Origin of the sequence: Burkholderia pseudomultivorans (assembly GCF_001718415.1) — a bacterium.
GTDB lineage: Bacteria > Pseudomonadota > Gammaproteobacteria > Burkholderiales > Burkholderiaceae > Burkholderia > Burkholderia pseudomultivorans_A.
This window is the reverse complement of sequence record NZ_CP013378.1, coordinates 1,469,662-1,487,930: the sequence shown is the minus strand read 5'-3', so window position 1 is coordinate 1,487,930 and position 18,269 is coordinate 1,469,662. Positions and strand designations below refer to the sequence as shown.

Here is an 18,269-nt window from a genome sequence, read left to right as displayed (position 1 = left end):
AGACTTGTTATAGGATCAAGCCTTACGGGCAATTAGTATCGGTTAGCTGAACGCATTACTGCGCTTACACACCCGACCTATCAACGTCCTGGTCTCGAACGACCCTTCAAGGAGGTCAAGCCTCCAGGGATATCTCATCTTAAGGCGAGTTTCCCGCTTAGATGCTTTCAGCGGTTATCTCTTCCGAACATAGCTACCCGGCGATGCGACTGGCGTCACAACCGGTACACCAGAGGTTCGTCCACTCCGGTCCTCTCGTACTAGGAGCAGCCCCCTTCAAATATCCAACGCCCACGGCAGATAGGGACCAAACTGTCTCACGACGTTTTAAACCCAGCTCACGTACCTCTTTAAATGGCGAACAGCCATACCCTTGGGACCGGCTACAGCCCCAGGATGAGATGAGCCGACATCGAGGTGCCAAACACCGCCGTCGATATGAACTCTTGGGCGGTATCAGCCTGTTATCCCCAGAGTACCTTTTATCCGTTGAGCGATGGCCCTTCCATACAGAACCACCGGATCACTATGACCTGCTTTCGCACCTGCTCGACTTGTCGGTCTCGCAGTTAAGCACGCTTATGCCATTGCACTATCAGCACGATTTCCGACCGTACCTAGCGTACCTTCGTACTCCTCCGTTACCCTTTGGGAGGAGACCGCCCCAGTCAAACTGCCTACCATGCACTGTCCCCGATCCGGATCACGGACCAAGGTTAGAACCTCAAACAAACCAGGGTGGTATTTCAAGGACGGCTCCACCGAAACTAGCGTTCGGTTTCATAGCCTCCCACCTATCCTACACAGATCGGTTCAAAGTCCAATGCAAAGCTACAGTAAAGGTTCATGGGGTCTTTCCGTCTAGCCGCGGGTAGATTGCATCATCACAAACACTTCAACTTCGCTGAGTCTCGGGAGGAGACAGTGTGGCCATCGTTACGCCATTCGTGCAGGTCGGAACTTACCCGACAAGGAATTTCGCTACCTTAGGACCGTTATAGTTACGGCCGCCGTTTACCGGGACTTCAATCAAGAGCTTGCACCCCATCATTTAATCTTCCGGCACCGGGCAGGCGTCACACCCTATACGTCCACTTTCGTGTTTGCAGAGTGCTGTGTTTTTATTAAACAGTCGCAGCCACCAGTTTATTGCAACCCCTTCACCCTCCTGGCGCAGGCCAGTCAAGCTACAAGGGCGTACCTTATCCCGAAGTTACGGTACCAATTTGCCGAGTTCCTTCTCCCGAGTTCTCTCAAGCGCCTTAGAATACTCATCTCGCCCACCTGTGTCGGTTTGCGGTACGGTCATCGTTAGACTGAAGCTTAGAGGCTTTTCTTGGAACCACTTCCAATTGCTTCGCTCCCGAAGGAGCTCGCGCCACACCCTTGAATTCCGCGCCCGGATTTGCCTAAGCGCCTTCTCCAATGCAGCGACCGGGACTTCCAACACCCGGACAACCTTCCGCGATCCGTCCCCCCATCGCATCTAACGACGGTGCAGGAATATTGACCTGCTTCCCATCAGCTACGCATTTCTGCCTCGCCTTAGGGGCCGACTCACCCTACGCCGATGAACGTTGCGTAGGAAACCTTGGGCTTACGGCGAGGGGGCCTTTCACCCCCTTTATCGCTACTCATGTCAGCATTCGCACTTCCGATACCTCCAGCACCCTTTACAAGGCACCTTCGCAGGCTTACGGAACGCTCTCCTACCATGCGAGCAAGCTCGCATCCGCAGCTTCGGTATATGGCTTAGCCCCGTTACATCTTCCGCGCAGGACGACTCGATCAGTGAGCTATTACGCTTTCTTTAAAGGGTGGCTGCTTCTAAGCCAACCTCCTGACTGTTTTAGCCTTCCCACTTCGTTTCCCACTTAGCCATATTTGGGGACCTTAGCTGGCGGTCTGGGTTGTTTCCCTCTTGACACCGGACGTTAGCACCCGATGTCTGTCTCCCGTGATTGCACTCTTCGGTATTCGGAGTTTGCTATGGCGGGGTAATCTGCAATAGACCCCCCAACCATGACAGTGCTCTACCCCCGAAGGTGAGACACGAGGCACTACCTAAATAGTTTTCGGAGAGAACCAGCTATTTCCAGGTTTGTTTAGCCTTTCACCCCTATCCACAGCTCATCCCCTAACTTTTCAACGTTAGTGGGTTCGGACCTCCAGTACGTGTTACCGCACCTTCATCCTGGCCATGGATAGATCACCTGGTTTCGGGTCTACGCCCAGCAACTGAACGCCCTATTCGGACTCGCTTTCGCTACGCCTGCCCTATACGGTTAAGCTTGCTACTGAACGTAAGTCGCTGACCCATTATACAAAAGGTACGCCGTCACCCCTTGCGAGGCTCCGACTGTTTGTATGCATGCGGTTTCAGGATCTATTTCACTCCCCTCCCGGGGTTCTTTTCGCCTTTCCCTCACGGTACTGGTTCACTATCGGTCGATCACGAGTATTTAGCCTTGGAGGATGGTCCCCCCATCTTCAGACAGGATTTCACGTGTCCCGCCCTACTTGTCGTACACCTAGTTCTTTCATACTGTTTTCGCCTACAGGGCTATCACCTGCTATGGCCGCACTTTCCAGAGCGTTCGGCTAACAATACAAATAAAGAGTACAAGGCTCATCCCATTTCGCTCGCCACTACTTTGGGAATCTCGGTTGATTTCTTTTCCTGCGGTTACTTAGATGTTTCAGTTCACCGCGTTCGCTTCACATGACCTATGTATTCAGCCATGGATACTCCATAAGGAGTGGGTTTCCCCATTCGGACATCCCCGGATCAAAGCTTGTTTGCCAGCTCCCCGGGGCTTTTCGCAGGCTACCGCGTCCTTCATCGCCTGTGATCGCCAAGGCATCCACCACATGCACTTGTTCGCTTGACCCTATAACGAGTCTGTCTCATCGACAGTCGCTACAGGTTGAGTTCTCGCGTTGTGCCGTATTCCAATTAGAGTCGAACAATGAAGTTCGAATCATCTTGAGATACATCGATACAATCACAACCCGGATAGTTTCCACGTCCATCTCAAAGACGCTTCCGCTATCCAAATTACTTACTTCTTCCAGATTGTTAAAGAACGACAGCCGATACAGTTTCCTGCATCACTCTGACTGGCTCAATCGCCAATGCCAAATCCTCGGTTCGCTTTCGAACCAAGCACTTCGCATTGAAGATTGGTGGAGGCAGACGGGATCGAACCGACGACCCCCTGCTTGCAAAGCAGGTGCTCTCCCAGCTGAGCTATGCCCCCATACAGAGACGCCCCAGGTTTCTTCACGCCAGACAACTTGGTGGGTCTGGTTGGATTCGAACCAACGACCCCCGCCTTATCAAGACGGTGCTCTAACCGACTGAGCTACAGACCCCTGAGTCTGTCTTGATTTACAGCCGATAAGCGTGAGCGCTCAACCTGGCGAGCTAGCTCTGGAAAGGAGGTGATCCAGCCGCACCTTCCGATACGGCTACCTTGTTACGACTTCACCCCAGTCATGAATCCTACCGTGGTGACCGTCCTCCTTGCGGTTAGACTAGCCACTTCTGGTAAAACCCACTCCCATGGTGTGACGGGCGGTGTGTACAAGACCCGGGAACGTATTCACCGCGGCATGCTGATCCGCGATTACTAGCGATTCCAGCTTCATGCACTCGAGTTGCAGAGTGCAATCCGGACTACGATCGGTTTTCTGGGATTAGCTCCCCCTCGCGGGTTGGCAACCCTCTGTTCCGACCATTGTATGACGTGTGAAGCCCTACCCATAAGGGCCATGAGGACTTGACGTCATCCCCACCTTCCTCCGGTTTGTCACCGGCAGTCTCCTTAGAGTGCTCTTGCGTAGCAACTAAGGACAAGGGTTGCGCTCGTTGCGGGACTTAACCCAACATCTCACGACACGAGCTGACGACAGCCATGCAGCACCTGTGCGCCGGTTCTCTTTCGAGCACTCCCGAATCTCTTCAGGATTCCGACCATGTCAAGGGTAGGTAAGGTTTTTCGCGTTGCATCGAATTAATCCACATCATCCACCGCTTGTGCGGGTCCCCGTCAATTCCTTTGAGTTTTAATCTTGCGACCGTACTCCCCAGGCGGTCAACTTCACGCGTTAGCTACGTTACTAAGGAAATGAATCCCCAACAACTAGTTGACATCGTTTAGGGCGTGGACTACCAGGGTATCTAATCCTGTTTGCTCCCCACGCTTTCGTGCATGAGCGTCAGTATTGGCCCAGGGGGCTGCCTTCGCCATCGGTATTCCTCCACATCTCTACGCATTTCACTGCTACACGTGGAATTCTACCCCCCTCTGCCATACTCTAGCCTGCCAGTCACAAATGCAGTTCCCAGGTTGAGCCCGGGGATTTCACATCTGTCTTAACAGACCGCCTGCGCACGCTTTACGCCCAGTAATTCCGATTAACGCTTGCACCCTACGTATTACCGCGGCTGCTGGCACGTAGTTAGCCGGTGCTTATTCTTCCGGTACCGTCATCCCCCGACTGTATTAGAGCCAGGGATTTCTTTCCGGACAAAAGTGCTTTACAACCCGAAGGCCTTCTTCACACACGCGGCATTGCTGGATCAGGCTTTCGCCCATTGTCCAAAATTCCCCACTGCTGCCTCCCGTAGGAGTCTGGGCCGTGTCTCAGTCCCAGTGTGGCTGGTCGTCCTCTCAGACCAGCTACTGATCGTCGCCTTGGTAGGCCTTTACCCCACCAACTAGCTAATCAGCCATCGGCCAACCCTATAGCGCGAGGCCCGAAGGTCCCCCGCTTTCATCCGTAGATCGTATGCGGTATTAATCCGGCTTTCGCCGGGCTATCCCCCACTACAGGACATGTTCCGATGTATTACTCACCCGTTCGCCACTCGCCACCAGGTGCAAGCACCCGTGCTGCCGTTCGACTTGCATGTGTAAGGCATGCCGCCAGCGTTCAATCTGAGCCAGGATCAAACTCTTCAGTTCAAACCTGTTACTGTTTTCGGTTTCGTTAGAAACCGGTCGCTCACTCAAAGCTGACAGGTTATGAATTACTTCATAAACCTGACTTACTTTAGTGTGAGACTCTTGATACTTTTGCTATCCCGATCCGAGGATCGGGTCTCGCTCACATCAAGCGCCCACACTTATCGGCTGTTAGTTTTTAAAGAGCATTCTGCGAGAGGCATCGGGCCTTCCAGCAGCGCTGCGTTTTCAGCAGCAGAGAAGCGAGATTATGAACCGTGTTTCGCAGCGCGTCAACAACTTTTTGCTACTCAGCGTTGCGACTGCGGGGTTCTTCTTCCTTCGTCGCCAGCGCGCCCCCACTGCAGCACACCGCCGACTCCGCTTCCCCTTCCGCGCCGCGTTGCCGTCAGCGCGAAAGAGGCGTGATTCTAGGCACCCGCAGCCAATCGCGCAAGGGGTTTGTGAAAATAGTTTGAAGCACCCCGCGCTGGATACCGGCCCCTTCCATATATATAAGAGCGCACGAAGCAGCCGCCCCGCCGCCGCAATGTTCGGAACAAACGATGCATCGCCCGCCGTCGAGTATCATGCCGCGATCGCACTACGCACTGATATCGACGATGGACAGCACCACTCAATCCGGCGACGCCGACCTTCGCGCCGAATACGTAGCCCTGCGCCAACGCGCCACCGTGCTCGAAGAACAGGTCCCGCCGCTGCTGCAGCGCATCTCGGATGTACTGCCCCGCATCAGCGGTGAATCCGAACTCGCGGACGAGCACCGAGAACGGCTCGTCGGCGCGCGCAACGCCGCGATGGTCTCGATCGAAAACTACCAGCAGGCGATTCCGTTCCTGCAGACCGCCGACTCGATCATCGAGCAGCTCGACAAGACGCCCGAGCGCGAAGAAGACGACGAGTGGCGCGAATCGCTGCTGCAGCGCCTCGACGAACTGATCGACGTCGCGGTCGTGATGATCAACGATGCGGAAGACTACTTCGATCAGGCGTACGACTGCGATCTCGACAACGTCCCGCCATCCATCCTCGAAGACTGACGCACACGCATCGGGAGGCCATCCCTGCGCCTCCCGAAAAAGCTCACCGTCCCGCGACGACACTACAGCGCATCGAGAACGACCGACTCGTTCACGATCGGCACACGAATATATCCGCCGTCCTCCGCACCGTATGCGTGCGCGTTCCCGTCGATCACGAACCGGGCGGTCAATGCACACAGCGTCGCGTCCCGTGCATCGACCGATTGCAGCATCGACACGTCGATCCCCAGTTTCTCCAGGAGTTGCCGACGCTGGATCCGCTTCAGCTTCGCCGACGCGACCGTCCGACCGAGCAACGCACAGGTGATCGCATACGGATAGGTTTCGAAGCTCACGCGACCGCCCGCATAGCGCGCGCCGGTCAGCAGCGGATACGCCGGCGCAAGCGCGCGATAGACGCGCTCGCCGATGAACATCCAGTCGAAGAAACCCGACACGCTCGCCATCGCCTGCTGCTGCGTCGGCGTCGGAAAGCACGAAATCCGTTCGCGGGCGAGCGCCTGTTCGGCCGGACGGCGTCCGCCCCCGCTCCACCAGCAACTCGGCGCATCGACGCCGACGGCCACGACATCGTGCTCGACGCACAGCGCAGGCAGCGCTTCCGGTGCGATCCGTTCCTCGTGGCGCACGACGGTCGAGCCGCGCAGGATCACGAGATCGCACAGCTTGCGGTCGCCGCCGACATCGACACCCGCGACCGCGCACGGCTGCACCGCGCGCTCGCGACCGCGATGCGCGCCGCTTGCCGACGATCGAGCCGAGCGCATCACGGCTACTCCGCCGGCCGCGCGTTGTACGCGGTATCGAAGATCGCCTCGAGGCCGGGATGCACGCCGCGCATCCGGTCGACCACCGACTTCGCCCAGTCGAAATACGCCTGCCTGCGCTCGAGCGGCCAGTCCGCGGGCGGATGCCGTGCGATGTCGCGCAGGTTGCAGATCTTGTCGGCCAGCTTCACGAGCTTCGCGCGCCGACTGATCTGCGCCGCGTGCTCGACCTGCAGGCGCTTGCGCTCGTCCTTCGGCAACGACTTGTCGTCGGTCACCTCCATCACGATGTCCGCGACGTCCTTGCCGAACAGCCGCAGCAATTCCTGCTCGGTCGTCTCCGTGTCCTCGATCGTGTCGTGCAGCACCGCGGCGACGATCACGCGCTCGTCCTCGATGCCGGCCTCGTTGGCCAGCACGTCGGCGAGCGCGATCGGATGGTTGATGTACGGCGAGGCGTCCGCGTCCTTGCGCCGCTGATTGCGATGCCTGTCCGCCGCGAACGCGATGGCGGCTACCAGCTTGTTCATGACACTCCCTCGTGTGGCTCGACCCGCGACCGGACCGCCGGCCGCGTGCATCTCGGACCCGCCATACTACCTGCCTGCGATGACCGCTCCCGTACGCAGGAATACCGACCCGCCTTCCATCACGCCGCAGCAGCGTCGCGCTGCAGCGCGACCACGTTGACCTGCGCGCCGAACACCTCCGTCACCAGCGGCAGCAGATGATCGTGGTGCGTCAGGAACAGCACCTGGGTGCGCGTCGAAAGATCGCGCAGCGCTTCAAGCCCCGCCTTCGCGCGCGTATCGTCGAAGTTGATGAACAGATCGTCGGCGACGAACGGCAGCGCGGTCCGGCTGGCGAGTTGCAGCTCCAGCGCGGCGATCCGCAGCGCGAGGAACAGCTGGTCGCGCGTCCCCTCGCTGAGCCCGGCCACCTCGACCGACGTCCCGCGCGTGCGCCGCGCATACAGCGCGGGCGGCGTCCGCTCGGTATCGACGGTCAACCGCGCGAATTCGCCCAGCGTCAGGCCGGCGAAGATCTCGCCCGCCCGCCTGAGCATCGGCCCCTGCTTCTGGTCGCGATAGCGGTCCGTCGCCCACTTCAGCAGCCGGCTCGCGGTGGCGGCCTCCAGATACTGCTCGGCCGCGTCGCCCATCGCCGCCAGCGCTTCCTGACGCTTCGCCTCGGCCACCGCCGCGTTCGCCTGACCGTCGATCGCGCCGAATGCCTGCTCGGCGACGACCTGCTGCTGCGCGAGCGTGTTCAGCCGCCTGCCGACATCGTCCAGCGATTGCTTCACCGCTTCGAGATGTGCGGGCACGTCGGCGATGTCCTGTTCGGCGACCTCGGCTTCGACAGCCGCCTGCGACAGGCCATCGCCATCGCGGACCAGCGCTTCCTGCGCGGCGTCGATCGCGCGCCGAAGCTCGCGATGACGATCCGAGCGTTCCGCGAGCGGGAGCGCCGCATCGATCGACGCCACGCCGGCCAGTTGCAGCAGCGGCTGGACGCGTGCATCCGCACCCGCGACCGCGGCGGCCGCGTCCGCGACCTTGGCATCGGCCTGGCGCACCGCATCGTCGGCGCGCTCGATCGCATGCGCGGTTTCGGTTGCGGCCGACAGACGCGTCGTCAGCCGGCGCGCCACTTCCAGCCAGTCGCCGATCGTCAGCCATTCGGGTGCCAGCGCTTCGGCAAGCCGCCGCGCGCCGGCCTCGAGCGCGGCCAGCTCCGCACGCATCGTCGCGATCCGGTTGCGCGGCGCGTCGGCGGCGGCCAGCTCGGTCGTCACCGTATTCGCGAGGCCGAGCGCGCCCTCGGCCGCGGCCAGCGTCACCGCGCTTTGCGCGAGCTTCGCGTCGGCCAGCGCGTCGCGCCACTGCGCGTGCCATGCGTCGTAAGCCGCCTGCGCCTGACCGGCACGCGCACGCGCCGTTGCACAGCCGCGCTCGGCTTCACGCGCGCGGTCTTCGAGACTGTCTTTGCGCGCGATGGCCTTTTCGGCCGACTGCACGAACGCTTCGGCGGTCGCGACGAGCGCCGCCAGCCCGTCGGCATCGTCGCCGCGCGATACGGCCCGCAGCGCCGCACGCAATGCGGCCTCGGCACGCATGCGCGCGTCGCGGGTCGTGTCGAACTCGTGACGCTGGCGCTCGAGCCCGGCCTGCGCGACGAACGCCGCGTCGCGCTTCGCGAGCCAGTCGCTCATCGCCGCCAGCGGCATGCCCGCCACGCCGGCCGCCGCCGCGCGGTCGCGCCACGCGTCGCGGTGCGCGGCCAGTTCGCGCTCGCGCTCGTCCAGCGCCGCCTGCCTGCGCGCCAGCACCGCGCGCGCCGATTCGACCTGCTGACGCAGCGACTGCAGCGTCGCCGCCGCCTGCGTGGCGCCGAGCTGCGCATCGACGAGTTCGTCCGCGAGACGAATCGCCGCATCGACGGCCGGCGCGCCGGTGGCGACGTCGACGGCACCGCTGCGGACCTCGCCCCATGCGCCGTCGCGACGCGCGCGCGCGGCCAGCACTTCCGCGGTCGTGACGACCTTGTGGTTCTCCGCGAAATGCTTTTCCTGCAGTTCGAGCCGTTCGAGCTCTTCGTGCGCACCGTCGCGTGCCTCGCGCGCCGCCGCCGCCGCGCTCGCGCGTTCGCTTTCTTCCTTCAGCCACGTCGCGAGCTGCGCTGCCGACGGCACGTCGAGCGCACGCAGCACTTCGACCGGCTGGCGCCATTGACCGAGCGCATCGAGCGCGTCGGCAAGGACGCGTTCGGCCGCGACGATGTCGCGTTCGAGCGCCTGCTCGCGCGGGCCGCTGGTGCGGAAGCCCTGCGCTTCGGCCAGCGCGGCGCGCAGCGCTTCCGGCACGTCGATCGTCGCCAGCTTCGTCAACTGCTCCTGCGCCTGCTCGAACTCGCGCGTGCGTTCGTCGAGCGATTCGCGCGCGCCGGCCAGCGCCTGATGCAGCGCGCCGTGTTCGCGCAGCAGGTTCGCGACCGTCTTCAGCGACAGCGCGCTCGGCAACGCCGCGCGCAGCGCCGTCTCGTCGGTCGGCCAGCCGAGCTGCGATGCCGCTTCGAAGGCGGCCGACAGGTGCCGCCCGACCTCTGCGCCGAGCAGCAGCAGATCCTGCGCATGGTTCATGCAGGCGCCGCGCAACTGGTCGAGCGCCTCGATATCGGCCGCCCGCGCCAGCGTGTCGGCATCGGCGACGATCGCCTCGCGCGCCTGCTGTTTCGCGAGCAGATCGGCGCGGCGCGCCTCCAGCACCTTGCGCTCGGCTGCGAGATCGCCCTGCGCCTTCAGCAGATCCGCGTGGGCGGTCGGCGGCAACTCGACGACCGCGCCGAGTTCGGCAAGCGCCAATTCCTTGACCGTCAGTTCCTTCAGGTACGGCGCAAGCCGCCGCACGCGTTCGAGCTTCGAGCGCAGCGATTCGAGCCGGCGCAGCTCCGCGCGCGCATGCTCGATCTCCTGTTCGACCGCTTCGCGCGCCTCCTTGCGCTCGACCCAGTCGCGCGTGCGCACCTGGACCGCCTTCAGTTCGCTCACCGCTTCGGTAAACGAGGTCTCGGCCTGCGCGAACGCGCTGCCGCTGCGGCGCGGCGCCCAGAGCTCGAGCGCGCGCGCGTCGAGTTCCTCCCGCACCGGCCCGAGACGGCCGACGCCGGCGGCCGATTCGAACAGCACCTGGCCGAGCTTGTCGGACGCATCGAGGATGCTCCGTCCGCCGTCGACCAGCCGCCCGTGATCGAGTCCGAACATCTGCTCGAAGAATTCGCGCGTCGCGCCGTCGAGGACGGCGGCAAGATAATCGTCCGGCAGCTTGTCGTCGGCCGGCGTGCGCAGCGGGCTGCGGCCGCGCGCGCGATGAAACGCCAGCGCGCCCGCGTCGCTCTCCAGCACGCCGCCGATCCGCAGTTCGGGCGTGCTGTGCAGGAAATCGAGCGGCGTCTGCAGTTTCATCCCGAACAGCAGTTCGGACACGGCGGTGCGAATCGTCGACTTGCCGGCCTCGTTCGGCCCGACGATCACATGGAAATCCTGGCCGGACGACGGGAAGCGCAGCGTCTCGTCGGTGAACTTGCCGTACTTGATCAGATCGAGCTGACTGATGCGCATCGCTTACTCCCCGCTCGCCAGTCGCGCGAGCAGCGCCGGGCCGACCTGCTGTACCAGCGCCGTCAGCTCGCCTTCGCGCGCGAGCGTCAGCAGCGGCACCTCCTCCTTCACGTCGCTGCGCACCTTGCCGACAAACGGCTTCAGGTCGCGTTCGAGCAGCGCGAGGAAATCCGGATCGTGCGCGGCCTCGGCCAGGATCTGCTTCAGATCCTCCAGCGCCTCCAGTTGCTCGCTCTCGCCCTGCGGCCGATCGGCGGCCGAGGTCGCGAGCTTCACTTTCTCGAGCCACAGCCGCTCGTTGCCGATGATGCCGATCTGGTTCAGCACCTCGGCGCGCAGTTGCGTCGCGCGACCGAGGAACAAGCCGTGCGCGGGCGTGCGCCCGGTGACCGTCACGCGCACCGCGCGCGGCACGTGACCGTCGACCGCCAGCAGCGCCTCCAGCGCCTGGCCGATCTTCCTGGACAGATCGGCGATCGTGAAGCAGTCGGCCGCATCGACCGACACGGCCTCCCAGCGCAGTACGTCGAGGTACAGCCGCTCGACCTGCGTGCGGCCCTGCTCGACGGTGACGAGCACCGCGCCGCGCCGGCCCGTCTCGCGGATATGCCGCCCCTGCAGGTTGCCGGGAAACACCACCGTGGACGGCCCCGACCATTGCTGGAATTCGTGCACGTGACCGAGCGCCCAGTAGTCGTAGCCTTTCGCGTGCAGTTCCGCGAGCGAGCACGGCGCATAGTTCGCATGCGCCGCGTGACCCTCGAGCGCCGTGTGCAGCACGCCGATGTTGTAGCAGCCGGGCACCGGATCCGGATAGGCGGTCGCCAGATTGTCGACGACGGCCTTGTCCTTGAAGCTCTGTCCGTGCAGCGCCACGTCGAATTCCGGCAGCCGATGCGTTTCCGGCTTGCGATGATTGAATACCGTGACGTTGTCGGGCAGCGTCAGCTTCTTCGTCATCTCGCTCTCGGCATCGTGGTTGCCCCACAGCACGAACGCGCGGATGCCGGCCTTGCGCAGGCGCCCCATCTGCTGGCTGAAGAAGATGCCCGTGTTGTGATCTTTCCAGTCGCCGTCGTAGAGGTCGCCGGCGATCACGAGAAACGCGACTTCCTCCTCGATCGCACGATCCACGAGCTGCCGCAGCGCGTCGCGGGACGCGTTGCGCAACTGCGCGGCCGGCGCGTCGGGATACGCGCTCAGGCCGTGCAGCGGGCTGTCGAGATGAATGTCTGCCGCGTGGATGAACTTCACGAAGATTCCTCTGGTTGATGACGACGGCGGCCGGGCGCGCGCATCAGTCGCGCCACCGACGGATGCCGGGCTCGTCGTCCTCGACCGCACATGCGCAACCGGCGTAAACATGGCCGCGCGCGTCGCCGCAACACACGCAGCGCGCGTGCGAACGCATCACGCTGCCGGTCGACAGCGGGTCGGGATGGTACCTGAAACCGGGCAGGGTCATGCGATTCCCCGTCGAATCACGGCCCGCGATCACTCGCCGCGCGGCGCCGGCGGCGGCGCAAAACCGTTGTCGTTGCCGGGGAACGGATTCGCGTTGCGACGCAGTGCATCTTCTTCGCTCTCCTTCTGCGCGAACAACGCGACGCCGATCACGCCGACGTTCGCGGTATCGCCGTACTTCGAGTTCGCCACATAGCTGTCGGGCACCGACGCGAAGCGGAATGCGGCGACTTCATCCCGGCTCTTGCGGAACCCTTCGATCGTCAGCGTGCGGCCCGGATACAGCACGTAGCCGCCGTTCCTGTAGCTGCCCGGCCGGCCCGACAGCACGTCGAGCCCGTCCACCGACGACACGATCTCGAACGTGCGGCGCCCCTGGTTGCGCAGCACGATCATGTAGCGCGAACCGTCGACGCCCGCCATGTGCCACCGGCCGTTGCCGCGCGCCAGATGCAGCGGTGCGCCGTGTTCGTCCGTAAACGACAACGACACGTCGCCGTTCGCGAGCGCGACGCGGGTCGGCAACCGGCGAATCTGCGACGCGGCAGGATGGCCCGGCAAGACGTCGTTGTAGTAGACCGATGCGACGTCGGTCGGCGTCGTCGGGTTCGCGCGTTCGAATTCGACGCTGCGCGTCTCGGAGCGCACCGATTCGCCCCAGGCGGTGCCGAGCCCGCTCCGTTCGCTGGCGGCCGGCGCCTTCGGCGCGGCAGGCGCCGCGGACGCGCCGAGACTGGCGGACGGCGGCGGACCGGACGAACAGGCGGCGAGCCAGAGCGCACACGCGAGTGCGAGAAGACGGAACAGAAGGGTCATGATCGGGATGCCTCGGAATGTTATCGGAACGCATCGGCTGAGCCGATGCGGCACTTTGATGTCATCTGTCGTCACGCTCTCGGCGTCGAGCGGACAGGCCTGCCGGCGTCGGCGGACACCGCCACGCCCCCGCCCGTCGACCGGAAGCCCCGCTATTTAAGCATGACGGACGCGGCGTGGGCAGGGGCGGCAGGCATCGACCGCTGCCGCGCCGGCGATTGCGGAATCGCTCGGGCTGGCGGAGGGAGTCGGCGCCGGTTCAAGGCGAGGCAAGGCGCGGCGCGAGCGCGGCCGCGCATTTCCGGATCTTCGCGCACGACGAGCGCTGCGCGGCGCGCGGGCCGCCATGAAAAAACGGCCCGGCCCGCATCGAAGCGGGGCCGGGCCGTGGCCGGTTGCGCGGGGATCGCTTACTGCGCGCCGCCTTGCGCCGCCACCGAACCCTTCAGGCCGACCGACGCGCCGCCCTGCGCCGCATTCGTCGCGCCTTCCAGCGTTTCACCGGCCTTCGCCTTCGCGCCGCCGACAACGTCGCCTGCCGTCGTCATCGCGCCTGCAGCGTGGCTCTTCGCCGAGCCGGCGACATGCTTCACGTGCGACTTGGTCGCATGCACGGCCGACGCCGCGGCATCCTTCGCCGAGCCTGCCGCCGAACCGACCGCATGCGTCGCACCGCCAACCGCGTTGCCGGCAGCCGAACCGACGCCGCCGACCGTCTTGCCGACGCCGTTCAGTGCGCCGCCGACGACGTTGCCGGCACCTGCGCCCGAACCCGCCGCATTCGCGCCCGCACCGCCCTGCACGCCGACACCACCGCTGAGCAGCGGCGTCTGGACCTGTGCACCGACGCCGGCCGAGCCTTCGGCACCCGTCTGGGCCGTCTGTGCGAAAGCAGCCGAAGTCGCCACTGCCGACAGCGCGGCACCCAGCAGAATCGTGCGAATCTTGTTCATGGTCATTCTCCCCAAAGACGTTGTTGCTGCGCGCCGCGTTCGTGCGGCGGATCGCATGCCTTACCGCGACGTGCGGCAGGTGGTGCCAATGTAGCGGGACTGGCGCGCAAAACCATCGATTTGCAGGGACTGTTACTTCGGTTGCAAATGCTGACGATTGACTCACACTGTTTGACAATCGCCGGATCGCGGGCCGATTGGATCGGGACCGGCGCATCCGGCGAACGGTCGAGGCCGGCAGCCGCGATTGCGACTAGAACAGCGTATGCAGGCCGATACGCGCGATCGCCTGGCTCGCCGAACTCGACGCGCCGTTCGCGTCCAGCACGCCATTGATCTGCGCGTTCGCGCCGCTGTTCGCACGCTGGTAGTCGGCGGACACATAGACCATCGTCCGCTTCGTCAGCAGGTACTGAAACGCGGCGCTGAGCTGATGCGCATGGTTGCGGCCCACCGCTTCGTTGCCCTTCATGTACATGTACTTCGCGCCGAAGAACAGGTCCGGCCTGATCGCCCATACGCCGCCACCCTCGGCCATCCATACGCCGGCGTCGTTGAAGGAATTGTGCACGGTCGTCAGCAGCGCCTTGGCGGTCACCGCGCCGATCGTGTAATGCATCCCGACGCCCCAGTTGCGCACGCTGGTCGACGGCGTACCGGCCGCCGCGCCGTACTTCTCGTTCGTATACGCCGCGCCGATACCGAACGGCCCCGACTCGTAGTTCAGCCCAGCGCTGACGGTGTTGTTCGCGCCGACCGACCCCGCGACGCCGCCGAATGCATACATGATCCCGCCGGACAGCCCGGCGATCGTCGGCGAGCTGTACTTGACGGAATTGGCGACCGGCTTGCTGCCGGCCGTGCGGTCCCAGTCGAACGCGCCGGTCGGATTGTCGGGCAGCGCGAGGCGCTGGAACGGGCCGTTGCGGAAACCGTAGAGTCCGCTGAGGTCCATCGCGATCGCATTACCCTTCGCAAACAGCGAATCCACCATGAACTCGTACTGATTGCCGAGCGTGATGCTGCCCAGGCGGTCGCTCTCCAGCCCGACATACGCGTTGCGGCCGAAAATGCCGGTCCCGACGATGCTGCCGTTGGCCATCGAGAACTGATTGACGAGCGCGAACTTCGCACGATATCCGCCGCCGAGATCCTCGACGCCGCGAAGGCCGAAAAGGTTCGGCGTGAAGATGCCGTCGTCGAACTTCGCGTTTTTGCTGCCTCCTTCGTTGCTGACGTACGAGATGCCGGCGTCGATCAGGCCGAACATCGTCACGCTGCTTTGTGCCCACGCACCCTGCGACGCCACGAGCAGCGCCAGTACTCCAAACCCTGGTTTCATTTCGTCTCCACTTTCTTTTTTGAAAATTGCGCGTCACTGCGATATCGAGGCAAACGGGTTCGAACCCGACCGCATCAATACTTCGAAATCCTTATTTAAAGGCGCGCACATGCATGAAGGCATGCATGTTCATACCGCTCGCGTCACGAACGGCTGGAACTCACGACGCGACCGCGACGACCCGGGCATCGTCGTCCACCTGCACCGGCACTGCCTCCAGCGCGGCGCCCGCGCACGGGCCGTCGATGCACATGCCGTCGTCGAACCGGAACAGTGCGCTGTGATGCGCACACATCAGCACCTGGGACCGATAGCAGGACACGTTGCCCGGCACGAAGTCGAGCGGCACCGAAAAGTGCGGGCATCGATTGACATAGGCCCACACCTGTTCGCGCCGCCGCACGACGATGACGGGACGCCCGATGCACGCTTCGTCGATCACCCGCGCGCCGCCGTCGGGCACGTCGGCGACCAGGCACAGCTGCCGTGTCGTACTCATCGCCTACACCCGCTGCTCGGGATTGCCGAGGCTCCAGTCCCACGGACGCACCTCGACATGCGAGAACAATCCCTCCTTCACATACGGATCGTTCCCGACGAACTGCATGACCGCGTCGATATCGTCGGCCTCGACGACCAGCAGCGTGCCGTTCATCGTGTTGCAGAGCGGCGCGAGCGTGGGGCCGCCGAGCCGCACGAACACGCCGTGCTGCGCGGCGCTTCTCAGGTAGCTACGATGACTTGCGCGGACGCGCTCGCGCACCTCGCGCATGTCCGGCTTGTCGGTGGCAAAGACTGCGTAATAGCGGCGCATCGTTCAGCTCCGGGCGAGCACGAAGTCGTAGTTCGCCTCGCGATAGGATCCACCGAGATTGAATTCGCGCGCCAGTTCGTCGCCGGCCGGACGCGCACGGTACGCAACCATCAGCGACGGCTTGACGCCAAACACGGCGTCCGACTGCAGATATTCGTCGTCTTCGTCGAACAGATGCGTCACCAGCGTGCGATGCCCCGGCGCATCGATCATGAAATGCAGGTGGGCCGGCCGCCACGGATGCCGCCCGGTCGCGTCGAGCATTTTTCCCACCGGCCCGTCGGTCGGAATCGGGTAGCTGACCGGCAGGATCGTCACGATCGCGTAGCGCCCTTCGGCGTCGGTCCGGTAGCGGCCGCGCAGGTTGCCGTGCGGCTGCCCGGTGTCCTGCCCCGAATACATGCCGTTCGTGGCCGTCTGCCAGACATCGAGCACCGCGCCCGACACCGGCGCACCGTCGGGGCTCAGCACGCGGCCGTGCACGAGCGCCGGCGTGCCGGGCGTGAAGGCCATGTTCTCGCCGTACGCGCGCTCGGGCATTCCCTTGATATAGAACGGCCCGAACACGGTGGTCTCGGTCGCGCCCGTCGCATCGCGATGATTGATCGCATCGACCAGCATCGACACGCCGAGCGTGTCGGACAGCAGGATGAATTCCTGGCGGACCAGGCCGTCGCACATCTTGCCCGTCTCGGTGAGGAAGTCGATCGCCGCCATCCATTCGGCTTCGGTCGGCTCCGTCTCGCGAACGAACGCATGCAGGTGCCGCACGAGGCTCTGCATCAGCATGCGCAGGCGCGGGTCCGCCGTGCGCGCAAAACTGGCGACCACCTGCTCGGTCAATGTCGCGTCGCTGCTTCGAGGATCATTCGTCACGTTCGTCTCCGTTTTGTGTCGTCGGCCGCTTATCGCGGCGCCCGCCCTTCCCATGCGCGCTGCAGCAGTTCGCGAATCGCCGCGCGCTCGATCGGCCGCGGATTGGCGTACGGATTGCTGCATGCGAGATCGGCGGCCTCGTCGAGGCCGTCCTGCGGCATGCCGAGGTCGGCCAGCGCCGGCGCGATGCCGAGCCGTTCGTTCAGCCGGAACAGCAGCGGACCGGCGTCGGCCGCGTCGTCGCCGCCCAGCGCGCGGGCGACCCGGCGCAACGCAGCCGGCGCCGCCGCGTGGTTGTAGTGCGCGGTATGCGGAAGCATCGCCGCGTGCGTCTGCGCATGCGGCAGGTTGAACGTGCCGCCGAGCGTATGGCAAAGCTTGTGGTGCAGCGCCATCCCCACCGCGCCGAGGCAGGTGCCGGCCAGCCACGCACCATAGAGCGCGCGGCTGCGCGCGTCGCGGTCGTCCGGCGCGCGAACCACGGTCGGCAACGCGTCGCCGAGCGCGCGAATCGACTCTTCCGCCATCAGGCTGATGACCGGGTTCGCGTCCACTGCATAGAGCGCCTCGACCGCATGCGCCATCGCATTGATGCCGGACGCGGCCGAGATGCCGGGCGGCAGCGACAGCGTCAGCGACGGATCGTAAAGCACCGTACGCGGCAGGACGCGCGCGTCGCGTCCGGTACGCTTCAGGCGCCCTTCCGTGAGGCCGTAGATCGGCGTCATCTCGGAGCCGGCATAGGTCGTCGGCACCGCGAGGATCGGCAGCGACGACTCCAGCGCGATCGCCTTGCCCAGCCCGATCGTCGAGCCGCCGCCGATCGCGACGCAGCAGTCGGCGTCGGCGGCCGCCGCTGCGTCGCGCGCGGCCCGCGCGACCTCGACCGGCACGTGCATCACGGCCTGCGCGCATATGCCCGCCGCCCGTTCGCCGAGCAGCGCGCCGACCCGCTCGGCGAGCGGGCGCTGCTCCGGCGTGCACAGGATCAGCGCGCGGCGCGCGCCGAGCGCGCTCAGCTCGTCCGGCAGCTTCGCGAGCGCATCCCATTCGAACACCACGCGGGACGGCGAGCCCTGATAGACGAAGCGTTCCATCGGATCC

The 18,269-nt window shown here is 64.1% G+C and carries 13 protein-coding genes, 2 tRNA genes and 2 rRNA genes; 1 reads left to right on the top strand and 16 read right to left on the bottom strand.

What is annotated here, in order from left to right; translation table 11 throughout:
* Positions 1-11 precede the first annotated feature (11 nt).
* The 4 genes from WS57_RS19155 to WS57_RS19140 all read right to left on the bottom strand — a co-directional run bounded on the left by WS57_RS19155 (position 12) and on the right by WS57_RS19140 (position 4,970).
* Positions 12-2,891, bottom strand: a 23S ribosomal RNA gene (locus WS57_RS19155).
* Between the two features lie 293 nt (positions 2,892-3,184).
* A tRNA-Ala gene (locus tag WS57_RS19150) sits at positions 3,185-3,260 on the bottom strand.
* A 38-nt stretch (positions 3,261-3,298) separates the two neighbouring features.
* Positions 3,299-3,375: transfer RNA gene (locus WS57_RS19145), tRNA-Ile, on the bottom strand.
* A 62-nt stretch (positions 3,376-3,437) separates the two neighbouring features.
* Positions 3,438-4,970 (bottom strand): 16S ribosomal RNA (locus tag WS57_RS19140).
* Together the 16S and 23S rRNA genes with 2 tRNA genes alongside form the textbook arrangement of a ribosomal RNA operon.
* A 602-nt stretch (positions 4,971-5,572) precedes the next feature.
* On the opposite strand from WS57_RS19140, the gene WS57_RS19135 reads away from it, so the two are divergent.
* Positions 5,573-6,010, top strand: coding sequence for an ATPase (locus tag WS57_RS19135; protein WP_081337698.1), 438 nt, complete (start codon positions 5,573-5,575; stop codon positions 6,008-6,010).
* 62 nt (positions 6,011-6,072) lie between these two features.
* Here the strand turns inward: WS57_RS19135 and WS57_RS19130 are convergent, their stop codons facing one another.
* From WS57_RS19130 to WS57_RS19080, 12 genes are all read right to left on the bottom strand, one after another.
* Positions 6,073-6,780, bottom strand: coding sequence for a DUF429 domain-containing protein (locus WS57_RS19130; protein ID WP_069245456.1), 708 nt, complete (start codon positions 6,778-6,780; stop codon positions 6,073-6,075).
* A 5-nt stretch (positions 6,781-6,785) separates the two neighbouring features.
* On the bottom strand, positions 6,786-7,310 hold the full coding sequence (locus WS57_RS19125; RefSeq protein WP_009693872.1) for an HD domain-containing protein: 525 nt from the start codon (positions 7,308-7,310) through the stop codon (positions 6,786-6,788).
* A gap of 119 nt (positions 7,311-7,429) precedes the next feature.
* Positions 7,430-10,900, bottom strand: coding sequence for a YhaN family protein (locus tag WS57_RS19120; RefSeq protein WP_069244728.1), 3,471 nt, complete (start codon positions 10,898-10,900; stop codon positions 7,430-7,432).
* A 3-nt stretch (positions 10,901-10,903) separates the two neighbouring features.
* On the bottom strand, positions 10,904-12,154 hold the full coding sequence (locus tag WS57_RS19115; protein WP_009693965.1) for a metallophosphoesterase family protein: 1,251 nt from the start codon (positions 12,152-12,154) through the stop codon (positions 10,904-10,906).
* 43 nt (positions 12,155-12,197) lie between these two features.
* Entirely contained in the window at positions 12,198-12,311 is a 114-nt protein-coding gene (locus WS57_RS35900; RefSeq protein WP_230945450.1) for a hypothetical protein, read from the bottom strand.
* 83 nt (positions 12,312-12,394) lie between these two features.
* On the bottom strand, positions 12,395-13,180 hold the full coding sequence (locus WS57_RS19110) for a hypothetical protein (RefSeq protein ID WP_059517548.1): 786 nt from the start codon (positions 13,178-13,180) through the stop codon (positions 12,395-12,397).
* A 410-nt stretch (positions 13,181-13,590) separates the two neighbouring features.
* Positions 13,591-14,133 carry a hypothetical protein gene (locus tag WS57_RS19105; RefSeq protein ID WP_009693962.1) on the bottom strand — a complete coding sequence of 181 codons (543 nt, stop codon included), beginning with the start codon at positions 14,131-14,133 and terminating at the stop codon, positions 13,591-13,593.
* A 253-nt stretch (positions 14,134-14,386) separates the two neighbouring features.
* On the bottom strand, positions 14,387-15,475 hold the full coding sequence (locus WS57_RS19100) for a porin (protein WP_059600706.1): 1,089 nt from the start codon (positions 15,473-15,475) through the stop codon (positions 14,387-14,389).
* Between the two features lie 160 nt (positions 15,476-15,635).
* Positions 15,636-15,974 (bottom strand): Rieske (2Fe-2S) protein, encoded by a 339-nt coding sequence (locus WS57_RS19095; RefSeq protein ID WP_009693959.1) that lies wholly within the window; start codon positions 15,972-15,974, stop codon positions 15,636-15,638.
* A 3-nt stretch (positions 15,975-15,977) separates the two neighbouring features.
* Complete coding sequence (locus WS57_RS19090) at positions 15,978-16,289, bottom strand: YciI family protein (protein WP_009693958.1); 312 nt, start codon at positions 16,287-16,289, stop codon at positions 15,978-15,980.
* A gap of 3 nt (positions 16,290-16,292) precedes the next feature.
* Positions 16,293-17,165 (bottom strand): intradiol ring-cleavage dioxygenase, encoded by an 873-nt coding sequence (locus tag WS57_RS19085; protein ID WP_009693957.1) that lies wholly within the window; start codon positions 17,163-17,165, stop codon positions 16,293-16,295.
* 29 nt (positions 17,166-17,194) lie between these two features.
* Positions 17,195-18,262 (bottom strand): maleylacetate reductase, encoded by a 1,068-nt coding sequence (locus WS57_RS19080; protein ID WP_059517552.1) that lies wholly within the window; start codon positions 18,260-18,262, stop codon positions 17,195-17,197.
* Between the last annotated feature and the right edge of the window lie 7 nt (positions 18,263-18,269).